We start from the raw sequence: 20332 nt of genomic DNA, 5'->3' as shown, positions 1-20332 counted from the left end.
TTATTAATGATAGTTAGGTATTCTCAATAACCTTTGTCAAAGTTTTAAACTTTGACAAAGGTGACTGCGATTTATAAATCTGTAATCAATTTATATTTTGGAACTAAAGTTTTCATGATAGCCCAAGCCAATAAATACGCTACAGCACAAATTACAAACATGATCGTGTAGCCCGTTTCTATGTGTCCCAAACCTTCGTAATAATCAAATAAAGCACCGCCAAGTTTAGAAACGATAACACCGCCAATACCGCCAGCCATACCGCCAATTCCAATTATAGAGCCAATTGCTTTTTTAGGAAACATATCAGAAACTGTCGTAAAAATATTTGCCGACCAAGCCTGATGCGCAGACGCTCCAATTCCGATTAAAAGTACCGGAATCCAAAAACTAATGTAGCCTAAAGGTTGTGCAAGAAGTACAAAAAGCGGGAAAAGCGCAATGATCAACATCGCTTTCATTCTGGCTTCGTACGGGTTATGTCCTTTGTTGATGAAATACATCGGGAAATAACCACCGTAAATACTTCCAACCATTGTCATGCTGTATAAAACGGCTAACGGAATTGTAATTTCTGTTTTTTCCATTCCGAATTGTGCTTCTAGATATTTTGGCAACCAAAATAAAAAGAACCACCAAATTCCGTCAGTCATGAATTTTCCAATGGCAAAAGCCCAGGTTTGTTTGTAACTCAATAATTTAATCCATGAAATTTTTTCTGCCGGAATATTTTCAGCAATGTTCTCTTCCTGAACTTCTTCTGCTGTAATATAATCTAATTCTGCTTTTGATAATCTTTTTTGAAAGATTGGTTTTTCGTAAAAAACGTACCAAAAGAACATCCAAAGAAAACCAATTCCTCCAATAATAATAAAAGCCATCTGCCAGCCCCAGTTTACGGCAATCCACGGCACTGTAATCGGCGCTAAAATTGCTCCGACATTAGAACCCGAATTGAATATTCCGGTAGCAAGCGAGCGTTCTTTTTTAGGGAAATATTCTGCAGTTGCTTTAATTGCTGCAGGAAAATTTCCTGATTCTCCAAAACCTAAAAAGGCTCTCGAAATCATAAAACCGGCAATAGAAACAGGAACGGCACCAATGCCAACCCAAACTAATAAATGATTAAAAGCGCCTCCAATTTGTATGGAATAAGCGTGCATTATGGCTCCAATTGACCAAATGAAAATGGCTAAAATATAGCCAAGTTTTGTGCCTAATTTATCAATTAATCTTCCTGCAAATAACATCGAAATTGCGTAAACAAATTGAAAAACAGCCGTAATATTTGCGTAATCGGTATTGCTCCAATTGAATTCTTTTGAAAGGCTTGGCGCCAGTAAACTTAAAACTTGTCGGTCGAGATAATTAACTGTAGTAGCGAAAAATAGAAGTCCGCAGATGGTCCAGCGGTATTTTCCGATTGATTCGTGGTTGATGGTCATGATAGTTAGTTGTTTGCAGCATTTGTTTTTGTGAGAAGCTTGGAGTGGTCAGTTCCTAGCTATTTTTTTTAATGCCACAAAGGCTCGAAGGCACAAAGTTTTAATGTTTTTCTTTGTAAACCTTTGTCAAAGTTTTAAACTTTGACAAAGGTGATTATCTTAAATAAAATCTTTGCGTCTTAGTGCCTTTGCGGCTAAAACTTTTATAGTGATTTTTTAATTCCCATTTCTAAACCGCGTAATTCGGCAAGTCCTCTTAAACGGCCAATTCCAGAATATCCCGGGTTTGTTTTTTTCTTCAAATCATCCAGCATTTGGTGTCCGTGATCCGGGCGCATTGGTAAGTTGCTGTTATTTCTTTTTTCAACTTCAATAATTGCTTTTACCACTTCGTACATATCAACGTCGCCTTCAAGATGATTGGCTTCGTAGAAACTTCCTTCTGCGTCTCTTTCGGTACTTCTTAAATGAATAAAATTCATTTTATCGCCGTGACGTCTCACAATTCCCGGAAGATCATTATCAGCACGAACGCCGTAAGAGCCTGTACACATAGTAAATCCGTTTGATTTAGATTTTGCAGCGTCCATTAATTCGATCAAATCTTCTTCGGTACTTACTACTCTCGGAAGTCCTAAAATCGGGTAGGGCGGGTCGTCTGGGTGAATTGCCATCAAAACGCCTTTACTTTCTGCAACAGGTATTATTTCTCTTAAAAAGAAGAATAAATTATCCTTAAGAGCTTGTCTGTCAATGTGGTTGTAACCGCTTAAAGTAACAAGAAAATCTTCTACAGAATACGCTTCTTCGGCACCAGGAAGTCCAGCCAGAATGTTTTGTTGTAGTTTTACTTTATCATCATCGGTCATGGCATCAAAATAGTCTCTGGCTTTTTGAATTTGTTCCAGTGAATATTCTTTTTGTGCGTTTGGTCTTTTCAAAATAAACAATTCAAAAGCAGCAAAAGCATTAATATCAAATCGAAGTGCTTTAGAGCCGTCTGCCGTAGTATAAGACAAATCGGTTCTTGACCAGTCTAAAACAGGCATAAAATTATAACAAACGCATTTGATACCGCACAAAGCTAAATTTCTAATGCTTTCTTTATAATTTTCAATATATTGAAGATAATTTCCAGTTTGTTTTTTAATGTCTTCGTGTACGGGAATACTTTCTACAACAGACCAAGTCAAGCCAGAACTGCCCTTTTTAGGATCGCCATTTTCGTGCTCAATTTCTACTTTTCGTTTGATGATTTCTTCTATAGTCCATACTTGTCCGTTCGGAATATGGTGTAATGCGGTTACAATTCCGGTTGCGCCGGTTTGTTTAATATCTTGTAAAGAAACAGGATCATTTGGTCCGAACCATCTTAAAGTTTGTTCCATTTTTGGTTATTTTTTAATTACTATTTTGGTTTCCTGCAAGGTTTTCAAAATCTTGTAGTTATATTTTTACGTTTTATATTCTAAGTCCAAATTTTAGACCTACAAGGTTTTGGAAACCTTGCAGGACGGCTTTATGGATTAGAATTTTAGATACTTGTTGCAGCAAATCCTCCGTCAACTTTTAGCGTTATTCCAGTTACGAATTTCGACATGTCGCTGCATAAAAACAACAATGCACCATCAATATCTTCTGGAGTTCCAAAACGTCCCATTGGTGTATGGTCAATGATTTTTTCTCCTCTAGGCGTTAATTTTCCTTCTGGAGTCAATAATAAAGCACGATTTTGTTCGCCAATAAAAAAGCCTGGAGAAATAGCGTTTACACGAATTCCCTCGCCATATTTTCCAGCCAGTTCAACCGCCATCCATTGTGTGAAATTGTCAATCGCCGCTTTTGATGCCGAATATCCAACTACTCTGGATAATGGCCTTTGCGCCGATGCTGATGAGATATTGATTATGTTTCCTGATTTCTGTTTCGCAAAAAGTTCTGAAAATACCTGAGAAGGAAGCATTGTTCCGATGATATTCAAATCGACAACTTTTTGTAAATCATCGGTTTTCATGTCATAAATTGCCTGATCGGGTTGAATTGTAGCTCCCGGCATATTTCCTCCCGCCGCATTGATTAAAATATCAAGTCTGCCGTATTTTTCTACAATAAAATCTTTTGCTTTTTCTAATTCTTCTTTGTTTAAAACATTTGCCTGAACAGCAAAAGCCTGTCCGCCGTTACTTTCGATTGTTTCAACAGTTTTATTGGCTTTTTCAATAGATTGAGAAACAATTCCAACAATTACGCCTTGCTTAGCCAAAACGTTCGCAAAATTACTTCCTAAAACTCCGGCTCCTCCGGTGATAAGGGCGATTTTCCCTTTTAGATTAAAAATTGAATCCATTTAAATTTTTCTGATTTTTATGCGTTTATGTATTTTTTGCCACTCCCGATAGCTATCGGGATTAAAGGATTTAATGGATTAATCTTTTTTAATCTTTTAATCTGTGGCTTTATTTTTTTTAACACATAGAATCATAGTCTGTTGTTGTCTATAAAAAGGCATTTCATTTATCTAAAGACATCCCGAAGCTTCGGGACTATGTGTTCAAATCTAGATTTGTTTTTATGCTCTTTTTATTCACTTTCAATCTATGTTTCTATGTGTTTAAATAATTGTATTAGCTTCTAATTTTATCAATTAAATCCAAAACTCTTTTTGTTTCTTTTTCGATAGTCTCGTAAGCTTCATAATCCATCACTTTTTTACTGATTAATTTGCTTCCCATTCCAACTGCAGAAACTCCGGCAGAATACCAGCCTTGAATACTTTGCAGCGTAGTTTCTACACCGCCAGTAGGCATGAAAATTAAATTCGGAAAAATATCTTTGATACCGCTCATAAAATCAGGGCCTAAAATATTTCCGGGAAAAAGTTTAACGAATTTTACTCCGGCATTTTCGGCAGTAATAATTTCTGTAGGCGTCATACAACCAGGCGCGTACAAAATATCTTTACTAATTAAAAATGAAGCAACTTCTGCTACAAAACCCGGGCTTATAAAAAAATCTGCTCCTGCATTGTAAAATTCTTCGGCCTGAGTATAATTTTTGATCGTACCAATTCCAAGAAGCATTCCCGGCATTTCAGCATTTCGCACTTCAACCATTTTCTTAAAATTAGAAACAGCTTCAGGACCTCTGCTCGTATATTCAACCGCTTTTATTCCAACATTATAAAGAGCTCTTAAAACGGCGATACTTTTATTCTCGTCAGCATTAAAATACAAAGGAAGAATTCCTTGTTTTACGATCACATCAATTGTGTTTTGAATAGTACTCATAGCTTATAACTTTTAAATTTTTACTTTAAAAACGATTTTTTTTATAACTCCTTCGCCAATCATAGCGGCGTGTACATCTTCTGGAAATAAAATAGCAAACTGTTTTTCCTGCAATTGAAAAAACATATCCGGTTTATCATGAAAAAAACGAACATCACGCTCGTCGCTGTAATCTCCGTTTGGACTTACACATTTTTCTCTCGGTTTCCATGCAAAAGTTTCCGGCCCTTGTACAGAAATCTGAATATCAATGTTTTTATCATGACATTCAAAACCTTTAATACTTTCTTCTTTAGTTGTTGCGTCGCCGGTAATTACGATGATTTTTAAACCTTCCGTAATTTCAAATGCTCCGGGTTCAAGTTTGCTGATATCATTTTGACTCACATAGTCAAATGCTGTTTTAAAGTTCGGGTGCAGACTGTAATATTTTGCTGCATTATGTAATGAATCAATTATCATATTTTTGTTTTGTTTGGTTTGTCGTATTTTTTTTAACACATAGTAACATAGTTTTAAATGTGTTTAAAGGCGTTTCACTTTTATAAAAACTCATAGTCTATAAAACGAATCTATCTAAATCTATATTCTTTATTCTATTCTCTATATTCTTTTATCGAATCACTCTCCCGCCGCTCGCACCGTTCATAAGTGCCGTAATATCATTTATACTCGATAAATTAATATCTCCCGGAATTGAATGTTTCAAACACGAAGCTGCAATTGCATATTCTAATGTTTGTTGCGGCAGTTCTGGCCATGTAATTAATCCGTAGATTAATCCCGCCATAAAAGCGTCGCCGGCTCCAATTCTGTCAACGATATGAGAAATTTTATATTCTTTAGATTTTAATAGTTTTCCGTCGTTCCATAAAACTGCCGCAATTGTGTTAGAAGAAGCATTGGCATCGTAACGCATAGTTGAAACTATCGTTTTTAGTTTCGGAAATTCTTTTTTCCATTTACTGTAAACAATTTCAGCAGTTTCAGCGGAATCAATTTTAATATTAAGGCAATTTTCTGAGTCATCTGTACCGCCTAACAACACATCACAATGTTGCAGTAAGTTAGGCATAATTTCGGCAGCTTTTTTACCATACTTCCATAAAGTTGGACGATAATTTAAATCGGCAGAAATAGTGATGTTTTTTTTAGAAGCTGCTTCTAAAGCTTCCTGGCATAATTCGGCTAAATCTTGTGATAAAGAAGGTGTTATTCCAGACCAATGAAACCAATCTGCACCATCTAAAACGGCATCCCAATCGATCATTCCTTTTTTCAAATTAGCAAAAGAAGAATTATCACGATCGTAAAGTACTTTTCCGGGTCTTTCAGAAGAACCTTGTTCAAAATAATACGTTCCGATTCGGTTTCCTTGTTTTACTGCAATTGGTTCAACGCCGTAAGAACGTAATTCGCTTACAGCAGAATCTCCAAGTTCGTTGTCCGGAAGAGAAGTTACAAATTTTACATCACAGCCAAAAAGCGCCAAAGATGCGCCCACATTTGCTTCTGCACCTCCATAAAATGCTTCAAATGATTTTGCTTTAAAAAGTTTTGCGGTATTTGGAGGCGAAAATCTTAATAATATTTCTCCAAAAGTTATGATTTTTTTTGACATAAATGTAAATTTGCGTGTACGCACACGGAACTTTACAAATGTATGTAAAAAGTTGTGTAAAACAACTTATCTTAGCTGAAAAAAATATAATTATCCAGAATAGTTTCTATTATTTTAACTTAAAAAGAATCAATATCATAACAATAAAAAAAATTGCTGAACTCGCCAGCGTTTCTCCGGGAACCGTTGACAGAATTATTCACAATCGCGGGCAGGTTGCTCAGGAAAATGTGGATAAGGTAAATGCTATAATTGAAGAATACGGTTATAAACGAAATATTCTGGCCAGTAATCTTGCTTTGAATAAGAAATTTCATTTTGCTGTTTTTTTACCGAAGTATGAAAATCTTGAATATTGGAAAAGCCAGATTGCCGGTATAGAAAAAGCAGCGGTTGAATTTAGTAAGTTTGGCGTTGTTCTGGATTATTTCTTTTATGATTTTGATGTCGCTTCTTTTAAACAATCGGTCAAAAAAGTTTTAGATTTTGGATGCGATGCTTTATTGTTTGCGCCAATTTTTTACGAGGAATCGGTTCGTTTTTTAAAAGAATACGAAAAGAAAAATATTCCGGTTGTCATGATCGATTCCAATATTGATTCGAATACCGAACATGCTTATGTTGGGCAAGACGCTTTTCAGAGCGGTTATCTGGCTGGAAGGTTGATAAGTTTTGCTGTTAAAAATGAAAGACAGGTTCTGATTTTTAAAATTACGAGAGAAATAGAATCTACTTCGGTTTATTTACAGCGTATTGATGGTTTTTATTCTTATTTTAAAGATCATGATGAGCTGACAAATTTTAAATTTTCTGAAGTCACGATTAAAGATTCGGGAATCGATCAATTGAATCTGGAAATGTTTTCTGGAATTAATAGCGTTTTTGTTCCGAATTCCAGAGCTTATATTGTGGCCCGATTTTTAGATCAGAATGATATAAAAGGTGTTCGAATAATTGGTTACGATTTACTTAAAGAAAATATCGAATACCTAAATAGTGGTGTTATCGATTTTTTAATCAACCAAAGACCCGAAGAGCAGGGGTATATGGGGATTAATTATTTGTATAAAAAATTGGTGCTGCAGGAAACGGTAGAAAACATGCATTATATCCCGCTTGAAATTATTTTGAAAGAGAATTATTCTCCGAGAAAGTAATAATAATTTTAAAGGTTTAAGTTTATTAATCTCGCAAAGCCGCAAAGTTTTTATTAAACCATATAAGTTATATAAGTACAATTAAGCTAAACTTATATTTCCTTAAATTACTTATATGGTTTAAAATTTGCGACTTTGCGAGATTATTAACTACTTTTTAATTTTAACGATAAGTGGATGATTGATCTTTTTAGAATAAGAACTCAAATAAGCATCCCAATCTTGTTTGGTCTGAAAAGGACTTCCTTTTTTCCATCCAAAACCGGCATAGTACACCACTTTTTTATCTTGTACTTCCATGTTTCCGTACAAGTTGCTTAGGTCTTTTTCTCTGGTTACATATTTAGCAAAACTTTGTAAAGTTCCTTTTGGAGCGACTAAACCTAAACCAATTTCAGAATCGTCGATTGGTTCCCAATAACTCATCCAGCCTTCTTTTAAGTTTGTAGACGTAATTCCTTTATTTTCATGAAGTGTTAATCCGGGAGCAATTGTTTTTGTGCCAGTAATCGAAATTTCAAAACGAGAAAGATAACTTCCGTAGTCAAGACTGATCAATTTTGATTCGGTTACTTTTTTGCCATTAACGTCCCAATCAGCGTAAGTTAGAATAAAACTTGTTCTAATAGGTCCGGTCGTAATGGTTTTCCAACTGATAAAATTCTTAGAAAAATAATATTTGTTTTCTGCATTTACAGCAATTCCGCCAACGCCGCGACTATCGCCCACATTAAAATTGTCCAAACCTTCGCCCGTATCTTTATGATACGTTCCCGTTCCGTTTGTTGCTTTTTCGTACCATTTATTGATAATTGGATATTCTACTCTCTTTAACCAGGCATCGATTCCGCTTGTCAAAGTACCGCCGGAAACTTTATCTTCTGCCATTTTTTGAGCAACTGGCCCGTAAGTTCTAAAAGCCACTTTATTGTTTTCCCAGGCATAATCATCGATACGTTCGGGAACAAATCTCGAATAGCAATTTATGTTTTTTGGAGTTGCAGGATTGGCAGCAACAAGTTCAAAATCTTTATGAGACGAAGCACTTATTTTAGGCTGAAACAATAAAACATCCATAACGCCGTCATTATTTTCATCTACAGCTTGTGTTTCTAAAAATAAATCGCCGCTTTTTTCTTTTACGGTATAATCTTCAAGTTTAGCATTTTCGGGTAATCCGAGCGCTTTTTTTGTCAATTCGATCGTTTCGTATTCCCGATCTATCGGAAGGGAATTGGTAACAGTAATGGTTTTATTTTGTGAATGAACAGCAAAACTACCCGCCAGAATTGTAGTTAATAAAAGATATTTTTTCAAAATTTAAGGTTTTAATTTTCGTTAGAAGGTTTACCAATTGTCGCCAGAATCCCGCCGTCTACATATAAAATATGACCGTTTACAAAATCACTTGCTTTAGACGATAGAAATATCGCAGCTCCGGCCAAATCGCCCGGATCGCCCCATTTTGCTGCAGGAGTACGGCTGATAATAAAATCATTAAACGGATGACCGTCTACGCGAATTGGTTTTGTCTGTTCAGTAGCAAAATAACCCGGGCCAATTCCGTTAATCTGGATATTGTATTTTGCCCATTCTGTTGCCATGTTTTTGGTCAGCATTTTTAGTCCGCCTTTTGCAGCAGCGTAAGCGCTAACCGTATTTCTGCCTAACTCGCTCATCATCGAGCAGATATTGATAATTTTGCCTTGTCTTCTTTCAATCATGCCTTTTGCAACATGTTTAGAAACAATAAACGGGCTTACCAAATCTATATCGATAACTTCTCTGAAATCAGCAACTTCCATTTCTATAAGTGGAATTCTCTTGATAATTCCGGCGTTATTAATCAGAATGGCAATTGCGCCAACTTCAGATTCAATTTTCTCAATTGCGGTTATAACTTCCTTTTCATCAGTTACATTAAATTTATAACCAAAAGCTTTTATGCCTTCTTCTTTTAATTCTTTTACAGCATCGTCAATTTTTTGTTGCGACGAATTTCCGTTTACAATAATAGTTGCACCAGCTTGTCCTAAACCCTTTGCCATTGCCATTCCCAAACCATGTGTGCTTCCTGTAATCAGGGCAATTTTGCCTTTTACATCAAATAAATCTATCATATTATTTATCTTAAATCCGTTATTTTCGCCACATCCATATCGCCGTAATCCAGGTTTTCGCCAGCCATTCCCCAAATAAAACTATAATTTGAAGTTCCTGATCCGGAGTGAATTGACCACGGCGGCGAAATCACAGCCTGATGATTGTTCATCCAGATATGTCTGGTTTCCTGCGGTTGTCCCATAAAATGACAAACGGCCTGATTTTCCGGAATATCAAGATAAAAATAAACTTCCATTCTACGGTCGTGTACGTGCGCCGGCATCGTGTTCCAAACACTTCCAGGTCGTAGCTCCGTCATTCCCATTTGCAATTGGCAAGTCGTTACTATACCGCCAATAATCATTTGGTTTACCGTTCTGTGGTTTGCCGTTTCCATTGTTCCAAGCTGTAGTTTATTCGCTTCGGCCAAGCTTACTTTTTTTATCGGATATTGGGTGTGAGCAGGAGCAGAATTCAGATAAAAAAGTGCCGGATTTTCTGGATTATCACTTTTAAAAATCACTTCTTTATTACCGCTTCCTATGTACAATGCATCTTTATGACCCAGTTCGTAACTCGTTCCGTCAACTTCTACACAACCTTTTTCGCCGACATTAATGATTCCTAATTCTCTTCTTTCTAAGAAATACGAAGCTTTAAGAGGATCAATAGTTTCTAATTTCAGCGGAGAAACCGGCACAGCAGAACCCGCAATATAACGGTCATAATGAGAGTAAGTAAGTGCGATTTCGCCCTTTTTCATTAAGTTATCAATTAGAAATTCATTTCTTAATTGTGTGGTGTCGTAGTGTTTAACAGCTTCTGGACTTGATGCGTATCTGGATTCGTAAGATATTGACATTTTGATATTTTTTTGTTGAATGAGAATTATGATTTTATAAAAATACAAATCAAAAGTCAAATAAAAATACATAATGGGAGTAAAAATGTACAAAACACTGGATTCTAGGATACCTGTAGTTTTTAAATTTTAATATTGATAAATTGAAAAATCAGATTAAACACATAGAGACATAGATTTTATTGTGGCAAAAAAAGTATGAAAGAGAAATTTATTTCTGACACATAGTCCCGAAGCCTCGGGATGTTTTGCAATAAGTGAAACGCTTTTTTTAGAACACAAAAACTATGTCTCTATGTGTTAAAATAAATTCACTCACAATTATAAAATTTAAGGTATTAAAAGTATATTTTTTTGTAATTTACATCTGGCCTAATTGCCAATTAAAATTGAAATAATAATATGAATATCAAATGTATAATCTTCGATTGTGACGGCGTTCTTGTAGATACAGAAAAAATCGGTAACGAAATCCTGCTTGGCATGGCGGGTGAATATGGTTTTAAAATGAAATTGGAAGATGCTTACCGAAACTTCAACGGAAGAAATTTAAAAGAATGTTTTCTTTATATCGAAAATGAAATTGGACATAAACTTCCAGAAGATTTTGAGAATCAATATCGTGAAAAAAGTTTTGAAGCTTTTAAAAAAGACGTAAAACCAATGGAAGGCGTAGAAGATTTTATTGCAAAACTAAAGATTCCGTATTGCGTGGCTTCGAGCGGGCCAGAGGACAAAATTAGATTGAATCTTGAAACTGCGGGTTTGCTGGATAAATTCGAAAATAAAATATTCAGTTCTTACACCATTAAAAGCTGGAAACCAGATCCCGAAATATTTTTGCATGCAGCCAAAGAAATGGGTTTTGCCGTAAACGAATGTATTGTGATCGAAGACAGCAAGGCAGGCGTTATGGCGGGTGTAAAAGGCGGTTTTAAGGTTTACGGTTTTACTAACGAAAATAATGCAGCAGATTTAAAACAAGAAGGAGCTATTTTATTTTCTAGTTTTGAAGAATTGAGTACGATTCTTGAAATTTAATTTTGTTTGCAAAGATTATCTTTCGATAACAATAACATAAACGTAAATTGGGCGAAAAACTATAAAATTGTATTTTTTAATTTTATTTTGAAATCCCCATTTCTATACGTTTTACTTATGAATTCAAAAATTACTTTTCGCTATAAAAACTTTTTAATATTACTATTTTTAGTTTTGTTTGTCGTTAAAGTTTCGGCGCAGACGGCTAAAAAACTAGACGGAACTCAAATCGCTTTTCTTTCTGATGTGCATTTGCAAGACCTTTTCGGAACTTTTTCTGATAATAATTATCATGGTGTTTTAAACCCAAAAACCGGAAAATATGTATTGGTGAGAACGATGGCTTCTCAATTGCATTCGACGAGAATTTTTAATGAAAACTATTTTGCTTTTATCGCCGCTTTGGAAGATATCGCAAAACGAAAGATAAAGTTAGTCGCGCTTCCGGGAGATTATACAGACGACGGACAGCCGATACATGTAAAAGGTTTAGAAAGAATTTTAGAGCAGTACAGCAAAAAATACAATATTGAGTTTTTTATCACAACTGGAAATCATGATCCTGTTGGACCTTTTGCGCAGGAATCGGGTAAGGAAGATTTTTTGGGTAAAGACGGAAAAAGTCAGCCAATTTTTAGCAAAGACGGACTTTATCAGCCGAATTTAGCTTTAGAAAATCCGGTTGTTGTCACGAAAGATATTGCAAAATATGGTTATTTGGGAATTACCGATAATTTGAAGTATTTCGGTTTTCATCCAAACCAAAAATATAAGTTTTGGGCAACTCCGTTTTCAAAATATACAAGTGAGAATTATACTTTCGCGAAAGCGGAGGAAAGTGCTTTACTATCAAACCGCGTTTACGAAGTAGCGCCGGGTTATGAAGTTCCAGACGTAAGTTATGTGGTTGAACCTGTTGACGGAATCTGGTTGATGGCGATTGATGGTAATGTTTATATTCCTAAAAAAAATGCCACAGCAGACGCCACAGATTCTAAAAACTATGCTGAGGCAAGTACAGGTTATAATAATGTACTTTCGAACAAAAAGCATTTGATAAAGTGGGTTGAGGATATTTCGCTTGAAGCGAAAAAACAAGGCAAAACTTTGATAGCTTTTAGTCATTTCCCGATGATTGATTTTAATGATGACGCTTCTACGGAAATTAAAGAATTATTAGGTCCGAATAAATGGCAGCTGAATCGTGTTCCGGTTGAAGAAGTGGCACAGGTTTTTGCAGATGCGGGTTTAAAAATTCATTTTGGCGGACATATGCACATCAATGACACGGGAACGAGAACGACGGCAAAAGGAAATACTTTGGTTAATATTCAGACGCCTTCTTTGGCGGCTTATATTCCGGCTTATAAATTATTGACTTTTAAAAAGGAGAATGTTGTCGATATTCAGACGATTACGATTGATAATGTGCCGCGTTACAACGAACTTTTTGATTTGTATAAAATGGAATATCAGTTTTTAGAATCTCAAAAAACGAAAGACATTTGGAATAAAGATATTCTGCTGACTAAAAACTATCATGATTTTACGGATTTTCAGCTAAAGGAATTGGTTCGCTTGCGTTTCTTAAAAGACGATTGGCCGGATGCTTTTAAGGATTTTATTCTAAATATTTCTGCAGAAGATTTATTGCTTCTCGCGAATATAAATTCGGATAAGGATTATACTGAATTACTGAAAAATAAAGACAGTTATAAAAAAGAATGGGCTGATGCTTCTCTTAAATTGGAAAAGGTTTTAGCTCAAAATAAGATCAAAAAACAAGATTTAAACTGGACGGGTTATGATTTTCTGGTTGATTTTTACCGTTTTAGAAGTGCCGATGAATTGGCTTTGGTTGATGTTGGTGAGAAAAGGGTAAAACAATATAAAATTTTGTCTGATTTGTTTTTTGAGAATTATAAGGATGATAGGAAACCGCTTCAAAATCAGCTGCGATTGTTTTTGATTATTTTTAATAAGTTTATGCATGAGGTTCCTGCGGATCATTTTACTGTTGATTTGAAAAGTGGGGAGATTAAACGTAAGGAACGTTAATTTTTTTTCTCGCAGATTTAGCAGATTTAGGGGATTTTTATCGCAAAGGGCGATAAGATTTTTGCAAAGGTTGGCAAATATTACATTAGCAATTTCTATAAATAAAAAAGTTCGCAAAGCTTTATCAATATAGCTTTGCGGATTTTTTGGTTTTATTAAATCTGTATTTCAAATATAGCCCACGGTTTCAACCGTGGGAAACGTATTAGGGATAACGTTGCGTTAATCATTGCGTTCCCACGGTTGAAACCGTGGGCTATGTTTTTATATTGTAATTGAAATCTTTGTCGATTAGTTTTGTGTGATTGCTTCGTTCCTCGCAATGACTGTATGATTAAACGCAAAGTTTGACAAAGATTATATTAGCAATTTCTATAAATAAAAAAGTTCGCAAAGCTTTATCAATATAGCTTTGCGAACTTTATGTCTTTGTAAAACCTTACATTAGAATCTTTGCGGTTAAATTTTTAAGTTTATTTCAACCTGAAACCTTAAACCTGAAACAAAAAAAACAAAAAAATTCTATTTCTTCCCATTCACAGGATTAGTTCTCACATAAGAGTTATCATCAAACTTAATCATGTATGGCGAATCAAAAAGAGTGCTTGGCAGGTAATAATCTGTTGTAATGATTTGCGCTCCAGATTTTTTGGCGTCTTCAAAATGCGTATAATCATTTTTGCGGGCTTCTTTGGTATCAGAATCGGCTCTCGTGCGGATGATGTATCCTTTTTGAACCAAAGATGCAATTTCCGGATCTTCGGCGTTGTTTCTAAACATAACTGCAGCTTCTGGTTTTCCTGGTTCGGCGTTAATAAAAACGGCACGACCTTTTAGAGAAGGATGGTTTAATGCATACATTTCTTTTTTTGCACCATTATTATCTAATAGGAATAAAAATCTTCCTTTAGCTTTTTTCAGCGTTGGCCAATTGTTGTTTAAAGCAGCTTCTTCAAGCGTTTTGTATTTTCCTCTTACCATGTCTGGCGTGATAAGTTTGTCGTTTCCTAATTCTTTGCGAATTACTTTGTCTAAAGCGTCAAACAATTCCGGAGTAAAATCTTCTGGTTTAGTTCCGAAGAAATTCGCTTCGCCGTCTTTTGGTTCCAAAGTAATAAAAACAGGAACGTGATCTGGGTTTGCGTCAGACCATTTTTTAAGTTCTTGCAGACAGATTTCGAAAGTATAACAAGAAGTTCTAAAATCGATATCCGGCATGTGGAAAACCTTAAATCCGGGTTTGTTCATTAATCCTTTTGGATCGTATGCGTTTTGAGATTTTACCAAATCTAAACCTTTTGGGTGCGCATATTTTCCGCCTTTAGAATCGGCAAAAACATCAATTTCCAGATTTCTTAAACCTTTATTTAATTGATCTGTAATTGGAATATGTGTGTATTGTAAACCTTTTAGAGAACGCAAAGTATCTTTTGCCTGAATGAAATTGTATAAATCCGGTTCAATGTTTTGTCTGTAACTGTTGTGCGAACCAATTACTTGTATTTGATTCATTTTTAGATTGTCGTCTTGTGCCTGTGCGCTGCATATAGAGCCGGCAAGAAATAATGTAAACAGAATTTGTTTCATGATTTTTTGAAATTGTAATTACTATTAATAGATGTGGGGAGGAGAAGAGCTGAGAATACTGCCTCTTTTGGAACTACTAATTTAAAATCAGATTTTGATTTTTGTGTTACTAAAATAAAAATAAAAGGATATATGATTGTCATTGTTACTCTAAAATAGTAGTATTATTAAAACAAAAGAGTTTATTTTTTAATTTAAAGTTAACCTTGAGGAAAAAAGGATTGGTGTTTCATTTTATTATTTTACATGTAATAATACGAGTCTAATTACCTATGAAAAACCCTGAAATTTTTAATCAAACGTATACCGATTACTGGAAAAAGCTAAATGCGTTTTCGTATACTATGACTCAGGATAAAGACTTGGCGCAGAATATTGTTCAGGATGTTTTTGTTGATTTATGGGAACGAAAAGACGAACTGAACATTAATGCAATTGAACCTTATTTATTTCGTGCGGTAAAGAATCAGGTTTTTAAACATTATCAGAACAATCGATTTGATAAGACGATTCTGGAGGATAAATTTGAAGATTACATTATAGACAATTTTTCGTCTATAGATCCGGAATTAATGGATATGCTTTATAAATTATTAGACCAGCTTCCGGAGAAAAGAAAAGAGGTTTTATTAATGTATAAATTTCAGGATATGTCTATCGATCAGATTGCAGATGAACTTGGAATTTCGAAACAAACCGTAAAAAATCAAATTTCTGCAGCGCTAAAACAACTTCGCGAAGGCTTGAAAGACCTGACCTGGCTACTTCCATACGTGATTTTTCACCATAATTTTTAAGATAACTTTCTGTTAATGGTTTCATAATATTTCTGGATAGTACGATTTTGCTTTTCTAGTACTTATAGGTAACAATAAGTATTATGGTAAAAAGAATAAAGCATAGTTTAGAATATCTTATCAATAAAAGTGCGCAGAAAAAAACTTCAGAATCAGAAGAAAATTTACTGAATGAGTTTGCTTTAAATGAATATCAAAACTCAGAATGGGATGATGTTGCTATGGGCAGTTCTTATGAAGCTTCAAAAAATATATACGAGAATATTCAACTTAGAATAGAAAAGAAAAAAAGATTCAATCCGTATTTAAAATACATGGCAGCTGCCAGTATTCTTTTTCTTGTTGGTTTAGGATTTTTATATAAACCAAGCGTTGCAATAGAAAAGCAGTTAACATTTAGAACGTCATCGATTCCCAAATCTATCCAATTAAGCGACGGTTCGAAAATTTATCTGGCAGCAAACTCATTATTTCAGTATCCTGAAAAATTTGGAAGTGAAGAAAGAAACGTTTCGCTCCTTAAAGGAAATGCCTTTTTTGAAGTTGCCAAAGACAAAAAACATCCTTTTATAATTCAGTCTGGTGCCATTAAAACCAGAGTTGTAGGAACGTCATTTCACATTCAGTTATCCAAATTAAAATGCGAAGTAATTGTAGTAACCGGAAAAGTAAATGTTTCTACAAAAGGACAAAGTGTTGATTTGGTTCCGAACGAACAAGCTTTGTTTGAAGGTAATAAATTAACGAAACAAATGGCCGAGAAAATGTATTTGGTGAATTGGTACAATACCGACATAACGCTAAATCAAACTACGCTGAAACAAGTTATTTCGGTTTTACAATATAAGTATGGTGTTGCATTTCAATACAATGACGAAAAAGTGTTGGCAGTGCCGCTTACTGTATTTATCAAAAAAGACGCCTCTTTGGAAAATGTTTTAGAACAAATAAATTATATCACAAACCTAAAATTTAAAGTTTATGACGAAATAGTAAAAGTGAATTAAAAACAAAAAAAAGCAGTTGCTGAGAACAACTGCCCATTAATAAATTAAGTATCGTAAAAAAAACCAATAACTTAAATCATGTATTTTAAACCTTCCTATTTAAATCTAAAGAGAATTGTCTTTTTAGTACTGGCGTTACTGTCATTTCAGAATGGACAGAGTAAAACCAATCCCGTAGAAAAATCAAATGTAAAAAATAAAATAGAAAAAGCGACTCTTGTTTCTATTTTTTCGAAATTGAGCCAGCAAACTGACTATAAATTTAGTTACGGTCAGGCAATAATTGCTGATAACACAACTTATACCGTAAATTATACTAATGAATCTGTTGCTGTAATTTTGGATGAGCTTTCTAAAAAAGCGGCTTTTAATTACAACATCAACGGTAAATTAGTTTTGATTCAGAAAACAGCTGTAAAAGCGGTTACAAAAATTGAAGCTGCCGATAAAGTAAAAGTAAAAGGAAAAATTTTGGACGAAAACGGTGTACCGGTTCCTGGTGCATCTATTCTTGAGGCTACTACTAAAAATGCTGCCGTAAGTAATTTTGACGGAGAATTTGAAATTATGGTAGAAGAAGGAAGAACTTTAGAGGTTACGTATTTAGGGTATAAAACTAAAACTGTAATTGCTCAAAAGAGTTTCATGACGATACAATTAGAGCCAAATACTTCAGAATTAAGTGAGGTTGTAATTGTAGGTTATGGTAAACAATCTAAAAAAGATGTTACTGGTGCTGTAACTCAATTAGATGCTTCAAGTTTTAAACAAGGTGTAAGTATTTCTCCAGATAATTTAATTCAAGGAAAAGTTGCTGGTGTACGTGTTGTAAGTACAAGTGGTGAGCCTGGAGCTGGAGTAAATGTTACAATTAGAGGTGTTGGATCTATCAGAAGCGGAAGTACTCCTTTATTTGTTGTTGATGGAATTCCGTTGTCTAATGACGATGTAAGCCCTTCTGGATCAAATGTTGGTTTTGGTGCTTCGGCTGCTAAAAACCCGTTAAACTTTTTGAATAATAGTGATATCGAATCTATTACGGTTCTTAAAGATGCTTCTGCCGCTGCAATTTATGGAGCAAGAGGTTCTAATGGTGTTGTTTTGGTTACGACTAAAAAAGGTGCTAAAGGTGACGGAACTTTGACTTATGATTCTTCTTTAGGAATTTCTACTGTTGCTAATAAACTAGATGTTTTAAGTGCTGACGAATACAGAAAAGCAATTAAAGATCCTGCTTTTGATCACGGTGGAAATACAGATTGGCAAGATGTAATTTTTAGACAAGCTGTTACAAAAAGTAACGCTTTGTCTTTTGCTAAACAAACAGAATCTGGAAACTATTATGCATCTGTATCTCAATTAGATCAGGAAGGTATTATTAGAAACAGCAACTTTAAACGTATGACAGGTAGAATCAACGCTGCTGAATCATTTTTGGACAACAAACGTTTAAAATTAAAAATGAATCTTACTGCAAGTGAAACTAAAGATGATGGTGTTCCTACGAGTGACGATGGAGGTTCTAACGGACAATTATTGGTGCACACTTTGATGGCAAACCCAACTCGTTCTGTTTTTGATGCTAACGGAAATTATACAAATTTCAACATGAATGCGCACTACAACCCAGCGTATTTATTGAGTATCTACGAAGATCAAACTCGTACTTTGAGAGTTTTAGGAAATTTTGAAGCTTCTTTAAGAATCGTTGACGGTTTAGAATATAAATTAAATCTTGGTATTGACCGTTCTACTGCAGAAAGAAATACTACTATTTTTCCAAACTTAACCGATTTAAATCCAAAAGGAAGATACGTACAAAACAATCTTGATTCTAAAAACTCTTTGGTAGAGCACTACTTAACGTATAATGTTACCTTAGACAAACATAAAATCGAGGCTTTAGGCGGATTCTCTTATCAAAAATTTGAAAGATCTGGAACTGCTTTTAGTATTGACGGAATTGCAAATGAAGGAACAGGTATAAAACCATCTATTAATCCTGGTTTTGCAGGAACACAATCTGGAACTACAGGTTACGCTCAAGAGAATGAATTACAGTCTTACTTCGGAAGGTTGAATTATACTTTTAATGATAAATACCTTTTAACAGCTTCTATGAGAGCTGACGGTTCTACTCGTTTTGGTAAAAATAACAAATACGGTTACTTCCCATCATTTGCTTTAGGTTGGAATATTGCTAAAGAAAGTTTCATGCAAAATGTTGAAGCACTTAGCAACTTAAAATTAAGAGCGAGCTGGGGACAAACAGGAAATCAGGAAGTACAAAATAAAATTACTCAGGCAAGTTATTCTCTTGCTGGTGCAGATGGATATTATTTGTACAATGATTTAAATCTTGTAAATGGTGTTTCTGTAAACAGAACTCCAAATCCTGACTTAAAATGGGAAGTTGTTACACAATACAACGTAGGTTTAGATTTTAGTTTATGGAATGATAAATTCTACGGAACATTAGATTATTTCAATAAAACAACTACAGATGCGATCTTAAATATTCCATCTCAGGCTTTGAGCCCAACAACTACAATCTGGACAAATATTGATGGAAAAATCATCAACAAAGGTTTAGAGTTTATGGTTGGTGCAAAAGTTATCGATACTAAAGATTTCTCTTGGAATGTTGATGCAAACGGAGCAACATTAAACAATAAAATTGAAAATCTTCCAGTTTCAGAAATCTTAACAGGAACTATTTCTGGGCCAGGACAATCTGGTGTAAATGCTAACATTTACAAAAGCGGTTATGCTGCAGGTTCATTCTACTTGTTACAACACATTGGTTTTGATGCAAATGGAGCGAATATCTTTAAAGATCAAAACGGAGACGGTAAAATTGATAACAGCGACAGAATTATTATCGAAGGCGCTTTACCAACTTTCTACTACGGATTTAATAGTGATATGAGATATAAAAACTTTAGTTTATCATTCTCTATTATCGGACAAACTGGAGGTTATTTATTAAACAATACAGGTCTTAATGCATTAAACATAAATAATTTAGCTTCAGATAGAAACGTTGCTACAGGATATTATGAGTCTGGTGCAAATGCTACAAACTCTCCAATTTTATCTACTTTGTTTTTAGAGAAATCTGATTTCATTAGATTAAATACAGCTCGTGTAGGATACAATTTTGATTTAAAAGGATTAAGCTGGATCAACGGATTAACACTTTATGTTACAGGTCAAAACTTGATTACGATTACACATTATACAGGATATGATCCTTTGATTAATAGTCCAAAATCAAACGGTGGAAACCAATCTATTGGTATTGATTATGCTAGTTACCCAACTTCTAGAACTTTTAGTTTTGGAGCAACTTTAAAATTATAATTTA

Annotated in this window: 16 protein-coding genes; 6 read left to right on the top strand and 10 right to left on the bottom strand. The window is 34.6% G+C overall.

Going from position 1 to position 20332, the window contains the following annotated elements:
• Positions 1-71: 71 nt before the first annotated feature.
• The 6 genes from EV144_RS16140 to EV144_RS16115 form a co-directional block, all read right to left on the bottom strand.
• Positions 72-1445 (bottom strand): MFS transporter, encoded by a 1374-nt coding sequence (locus tag EV144_RS16140; RefSeq protein WP_134150201.1) that lies wholly within the window; start codon positions 1443-1445, stop codon positions 72-74.
• A gap of 203 nt (positions 1446-1648) precedes the next feature.
• On the bottom strand, positions 1649-2833 hold the full coding sequence (uxuA, locus tag EV144_RS16135; RefSeq protein WP_134150200.1) for a mannonate dehydratase: 1185 nt from the start codon (positions 2831-2833) through the stop codon (positions 1649-1651).
• A gap of 146 nt (positions 2834-2979) precedes the next feature.
• Positions 2980-3792, bottom strand: a complete 813-nt coding sequence (locus EV144_RS16130) for an SDR family oxidoreductase (RefSeq protein WP_134150199.1) — start codon at positions 3790-3792, stop codon at positions 2980-2982.
• Between the two features lie 277 nt (positions 3793-4069).
• Positions 4070-4732, bottom strand: a complete 663-nt coding sequence (locus tag EV144_RS16125; protein ID WP_134150198.1) for a bifunctional 4-hydroxy-2-oxoglutarate aldolase/2-dehydro-3-deoxy-phosphogluconate aldolase — start codon at positions 4730-4732, stop codon at positions 4070-4072.
• Between the two features lie 12 nt (positions 4733-4744).
• Positions 4745-5194, bottom strand: coding sequence for a YhcH/YjgK/YiaL family protein (locus EV144_RS16120; RefSeq protein WP_134150197.1), 450 nt, complete (start codon positions 5192-5194; stop codon positions 4745-4747).
• A 151-nt stretch (positions 5195-5345) separates the two neighbouring features.
• On the bottom strand, positions 5346-6353 hold the full coding sequence (locus tag EV144_RS16115; protein WP_134150196.1) for a sugar kinase: 1008 nt from the start codon (positions 6351-6353) through the stop codon (positions 5346-5348).
• A gap of 14 nt (positions 6354-6367) precedes the next feature.
• On the opposite strand from EV144_RS16115, the gene EV144_RS16110 reads away from it, so the two are divergent.
• Complete coding sequence (locus EV144_RS16110; RefSeq protein ID WP_243854687.1) at positions 6368-7510, top strand: LacI family DNA-binding transcriptional regulator; 1143 nt, start codon at positions 6368-6370, stop codon at positions 7508-7510.
• Positions 7511-7660: 150 nt separating this feature from the next.
• Here the strand turns inward: EV144_RS16110 and EV144_RS16105 are convergent, their stop codons facing one another.
• Genes EV144_RS16105 through kduI form a run of 3 tightly spaced genes read right to left on the bottom strand, consistent with a single transcriptional unit; the run spans position 7661 to position 10475 of the window.
• On the bottom strand, positions 7661-8827 hold the full coding sequence (locus EV144_RS16105; RefSeq protein WP_134150194.1) for a DUF4861 family protein: 1167 nt from the start codon (positions 8825-8827) through the stop codon (positions 7661-7663).
• An 11-nt stretch (positions 8828-8838) separates the two neighbouring features.
• Positions 8839-9630 carry a gluconate 5-dehydrogenase gene (locus tag EV144_RS16100; protein WP_134150193.1) on the bottom strand — a complete coding sequence of 264 codons (792 nt, stop codon included), beginning with the start codon at positions 9628-9630 and terminating at the stop codon, positions 8839-8841.
• Positions 9631-9635: 5 nt separating this feature from the next.
• Complete coding sequence (gene kduI / locus EV144_RS16095; RefSeq protein ID WP_134150192.1) at positions 9636-10475, bottom strand: 5-dehydro-4-deoxy-D-glucuronate isomerase; 840 nt, start codon at positions 10473-10475, stop codon at positions 9636-9638.
• 402 nt (positions 10476-10877) lie between these two features.
• Between kduI and EV144_RS16090 the strand changes: the two genes are divergently transcribed.
• Positions 10878-11516: an HAD family hydrolase gene (locus EV144_RS16090; RefSeq protein ID WP_134150191.1), complete on the top strand. Its 639-nt coding sequence runs from the start codon at positions 10878-10880 to the stop codon at positions 11514-11516.
• A 117-nt stretch (positions 11517-11633) separates the two neighbouring features.
• Entirely contained in the window at positions 11634-13574 is a 1941-nt protein-coding gene (locus EV144_RS16085; protein WP_134150190.1) for a metallophosphoesterase family protein, read from the top strand.
• 522 nt (positions 13575-14096) lie between these two features.
• Here EV144_RS16085 and EV144_RS16080 read toward each other — a convergent pair.
• On the bottom strand, positions 14097-15161 hold the full coding sequence (locus EV144_RS16080; protein ID WP_134150189.1) for a phosphatidylinositol-specific phospholipase C1-like protein: 1065 nt from the start codon (positions 15159-15161) through the stop codon (positions 14097-14099).
• A 272-nt stretch (positions 15162-15433) separates the two neighbouring features.
• Between EV144_RS16080 and EV144_RS16075 the strand changes: the two genes are divergently transcribed.
• The 3 genes from EV144_RS16075 to EV144_RS16065 all read left to right on the top strand — a co-directional run bounded on the left by EV144_RS16075 (position 15434) and on the right by EV144_RS16065 (position 20328).
• On the top strand, positions 15434-15958 hold the full coding sequence (locus EV144_RS16075) for an RNA polymerase sigma-70 factor (protein WP_134150188.1): 525 nt from the start codon (positions 15434-15436) through the stop codon (positions 15956-15958).
• A gap of 83 nt (positions 15959-16041) precedes the next feature.
• Positions 16042-16965: a FecR family protein gene (locus tag EV144_RS16070; protein WP_134150187.1), complete on the top strand. Its 924-nt coding sequence runs from the start codon at positions 16042-16044 to the stop codon at positions 16963-16965.
• Positions 16966-17043: 78 nt separating this feature from the next.
• Complete coding sequence (locus EV144_RS16065) at positions 17044-20328, top strand: SusC/RagA family TonB-linked outer membrane protein (RefSeq protein WP_134150186.1); 3285 nt, start codon at positions 17044-17046, stop codon at positions 20326-20328.
• Positions 20329-20332 lie beyond the last annotated feature (4 nt).

This window comes from Flavobacterium sp. 270, from assembly GCF_004368785.1.
Classification (GTDB): Bacteria; Bacteroidota; Bacteroidia; order Flavobacteriales; family Flavobacteriaceae; genus Flavobacterium.
The sequence above is the reverse complement of the archived record's forward strand: the minus strand, read 5'-3'. Positions and strand labels throughout refer to the sequence as shown.

Excerpts from the sequence above, each read along its gene's own strand:
- EV144_RS16130 (WP_134150199.1), bottom strand. The coding sequence starts at position 3,792 with ATGGATTCAATTTTTAATCTAAAAGGGAAAATCGCCCTTATCACCGGA.
- EV144_RS16075 (WP_134150188.1), top strand. The coding sequence starts at position 15,434 with ATGAAAAACCCTGAAATTTTTAATCAAACGTATACCGATTACTGGAAA.
- EV144_RS16065 (WP_134150186.1), top strand. The coding sequence starts at position 17,044 with ATGTATTTTAAACCTTCCTATTTAAATCTAAAGAGAATTGTCTTTTTA.
- EV144_RS16140 (WP_134150201.1), bottom strand. The coding sequence starts at position 1,445 with ATGACCATCAACCACGAATCAATCGGAAAATACCGCTGGACCATCTGC.
- EV144_RS16120 (WP_134150197.1), bottom strand. The coding sequence starts at position 5,194 with ATGATAATTGATTCATTACATAATGCAGCAAAATATTACAGTCTGCAC.
- EV144_RS16090 (WP_134150191.1), top strand. The coding sequence starts at position 10,878 with ATGAATATCAAATGTATAATCTTCGATTGTGACGGCGTTCTTGTAGAT.
- uxuA (WP_134150200.1), bottom strand. The coding sequence starts at position 2,833 with ATGGAACAAACTTTAAGATGGTTCGGACCAAATGATCCTGTTTCTTTA.
- EV144_RS16085 (WP_134150190.1), top strand. The coding sequence starts at position 11,634 with ATGAATTCAAAAATTACTTTTCGCTATAAAAACTTTTTAATATTACTA.
- EV144_RS16080 (WP_134150189.1), bottom strand. The coding sequence starts at position 15,161 with ATGAAACAAATTCTGTTTACATTATTTCTTGCCGGCTCTATATGCAGC.
- EV144_RS16125 (WP_134150198.1), bottom strand. The coding sequence starts at position 4,732 with ATGAGTACTATTCAAAACACAATTGATGTGATCGTAAAACAAGGAATT.
- EV144_RS16070 (WP_134150187.1), top strand. The coding sequence starts at position 16,042 with ATGGTAAAAAGAATAAAGCATAGTTTAGAATATCTTATCAATAAAAGT.
- EV144_RS16115 (WP_134150196.1), bottom strand. The coding sequence starts at position 6,353 with ATGTCAAAAAAAATCATAACTTTTGGAGAAATATTATTAAGATTTTCG.
- EV144_RS16100 (WP_134150193.1), bottom strand. The coding sequence starts at position 9,630 with ATGATAGATTTATTTGATGTAAAAGGCAAAATTGCCCTGATTACAGGA.
- kduI (WP_134150192.1), bottom strand. The coding sequence starts at position 10,475 with ATGTCAATATCTTACGAATCCAGATACGCATCAAGTCCAGAAGCTGTT.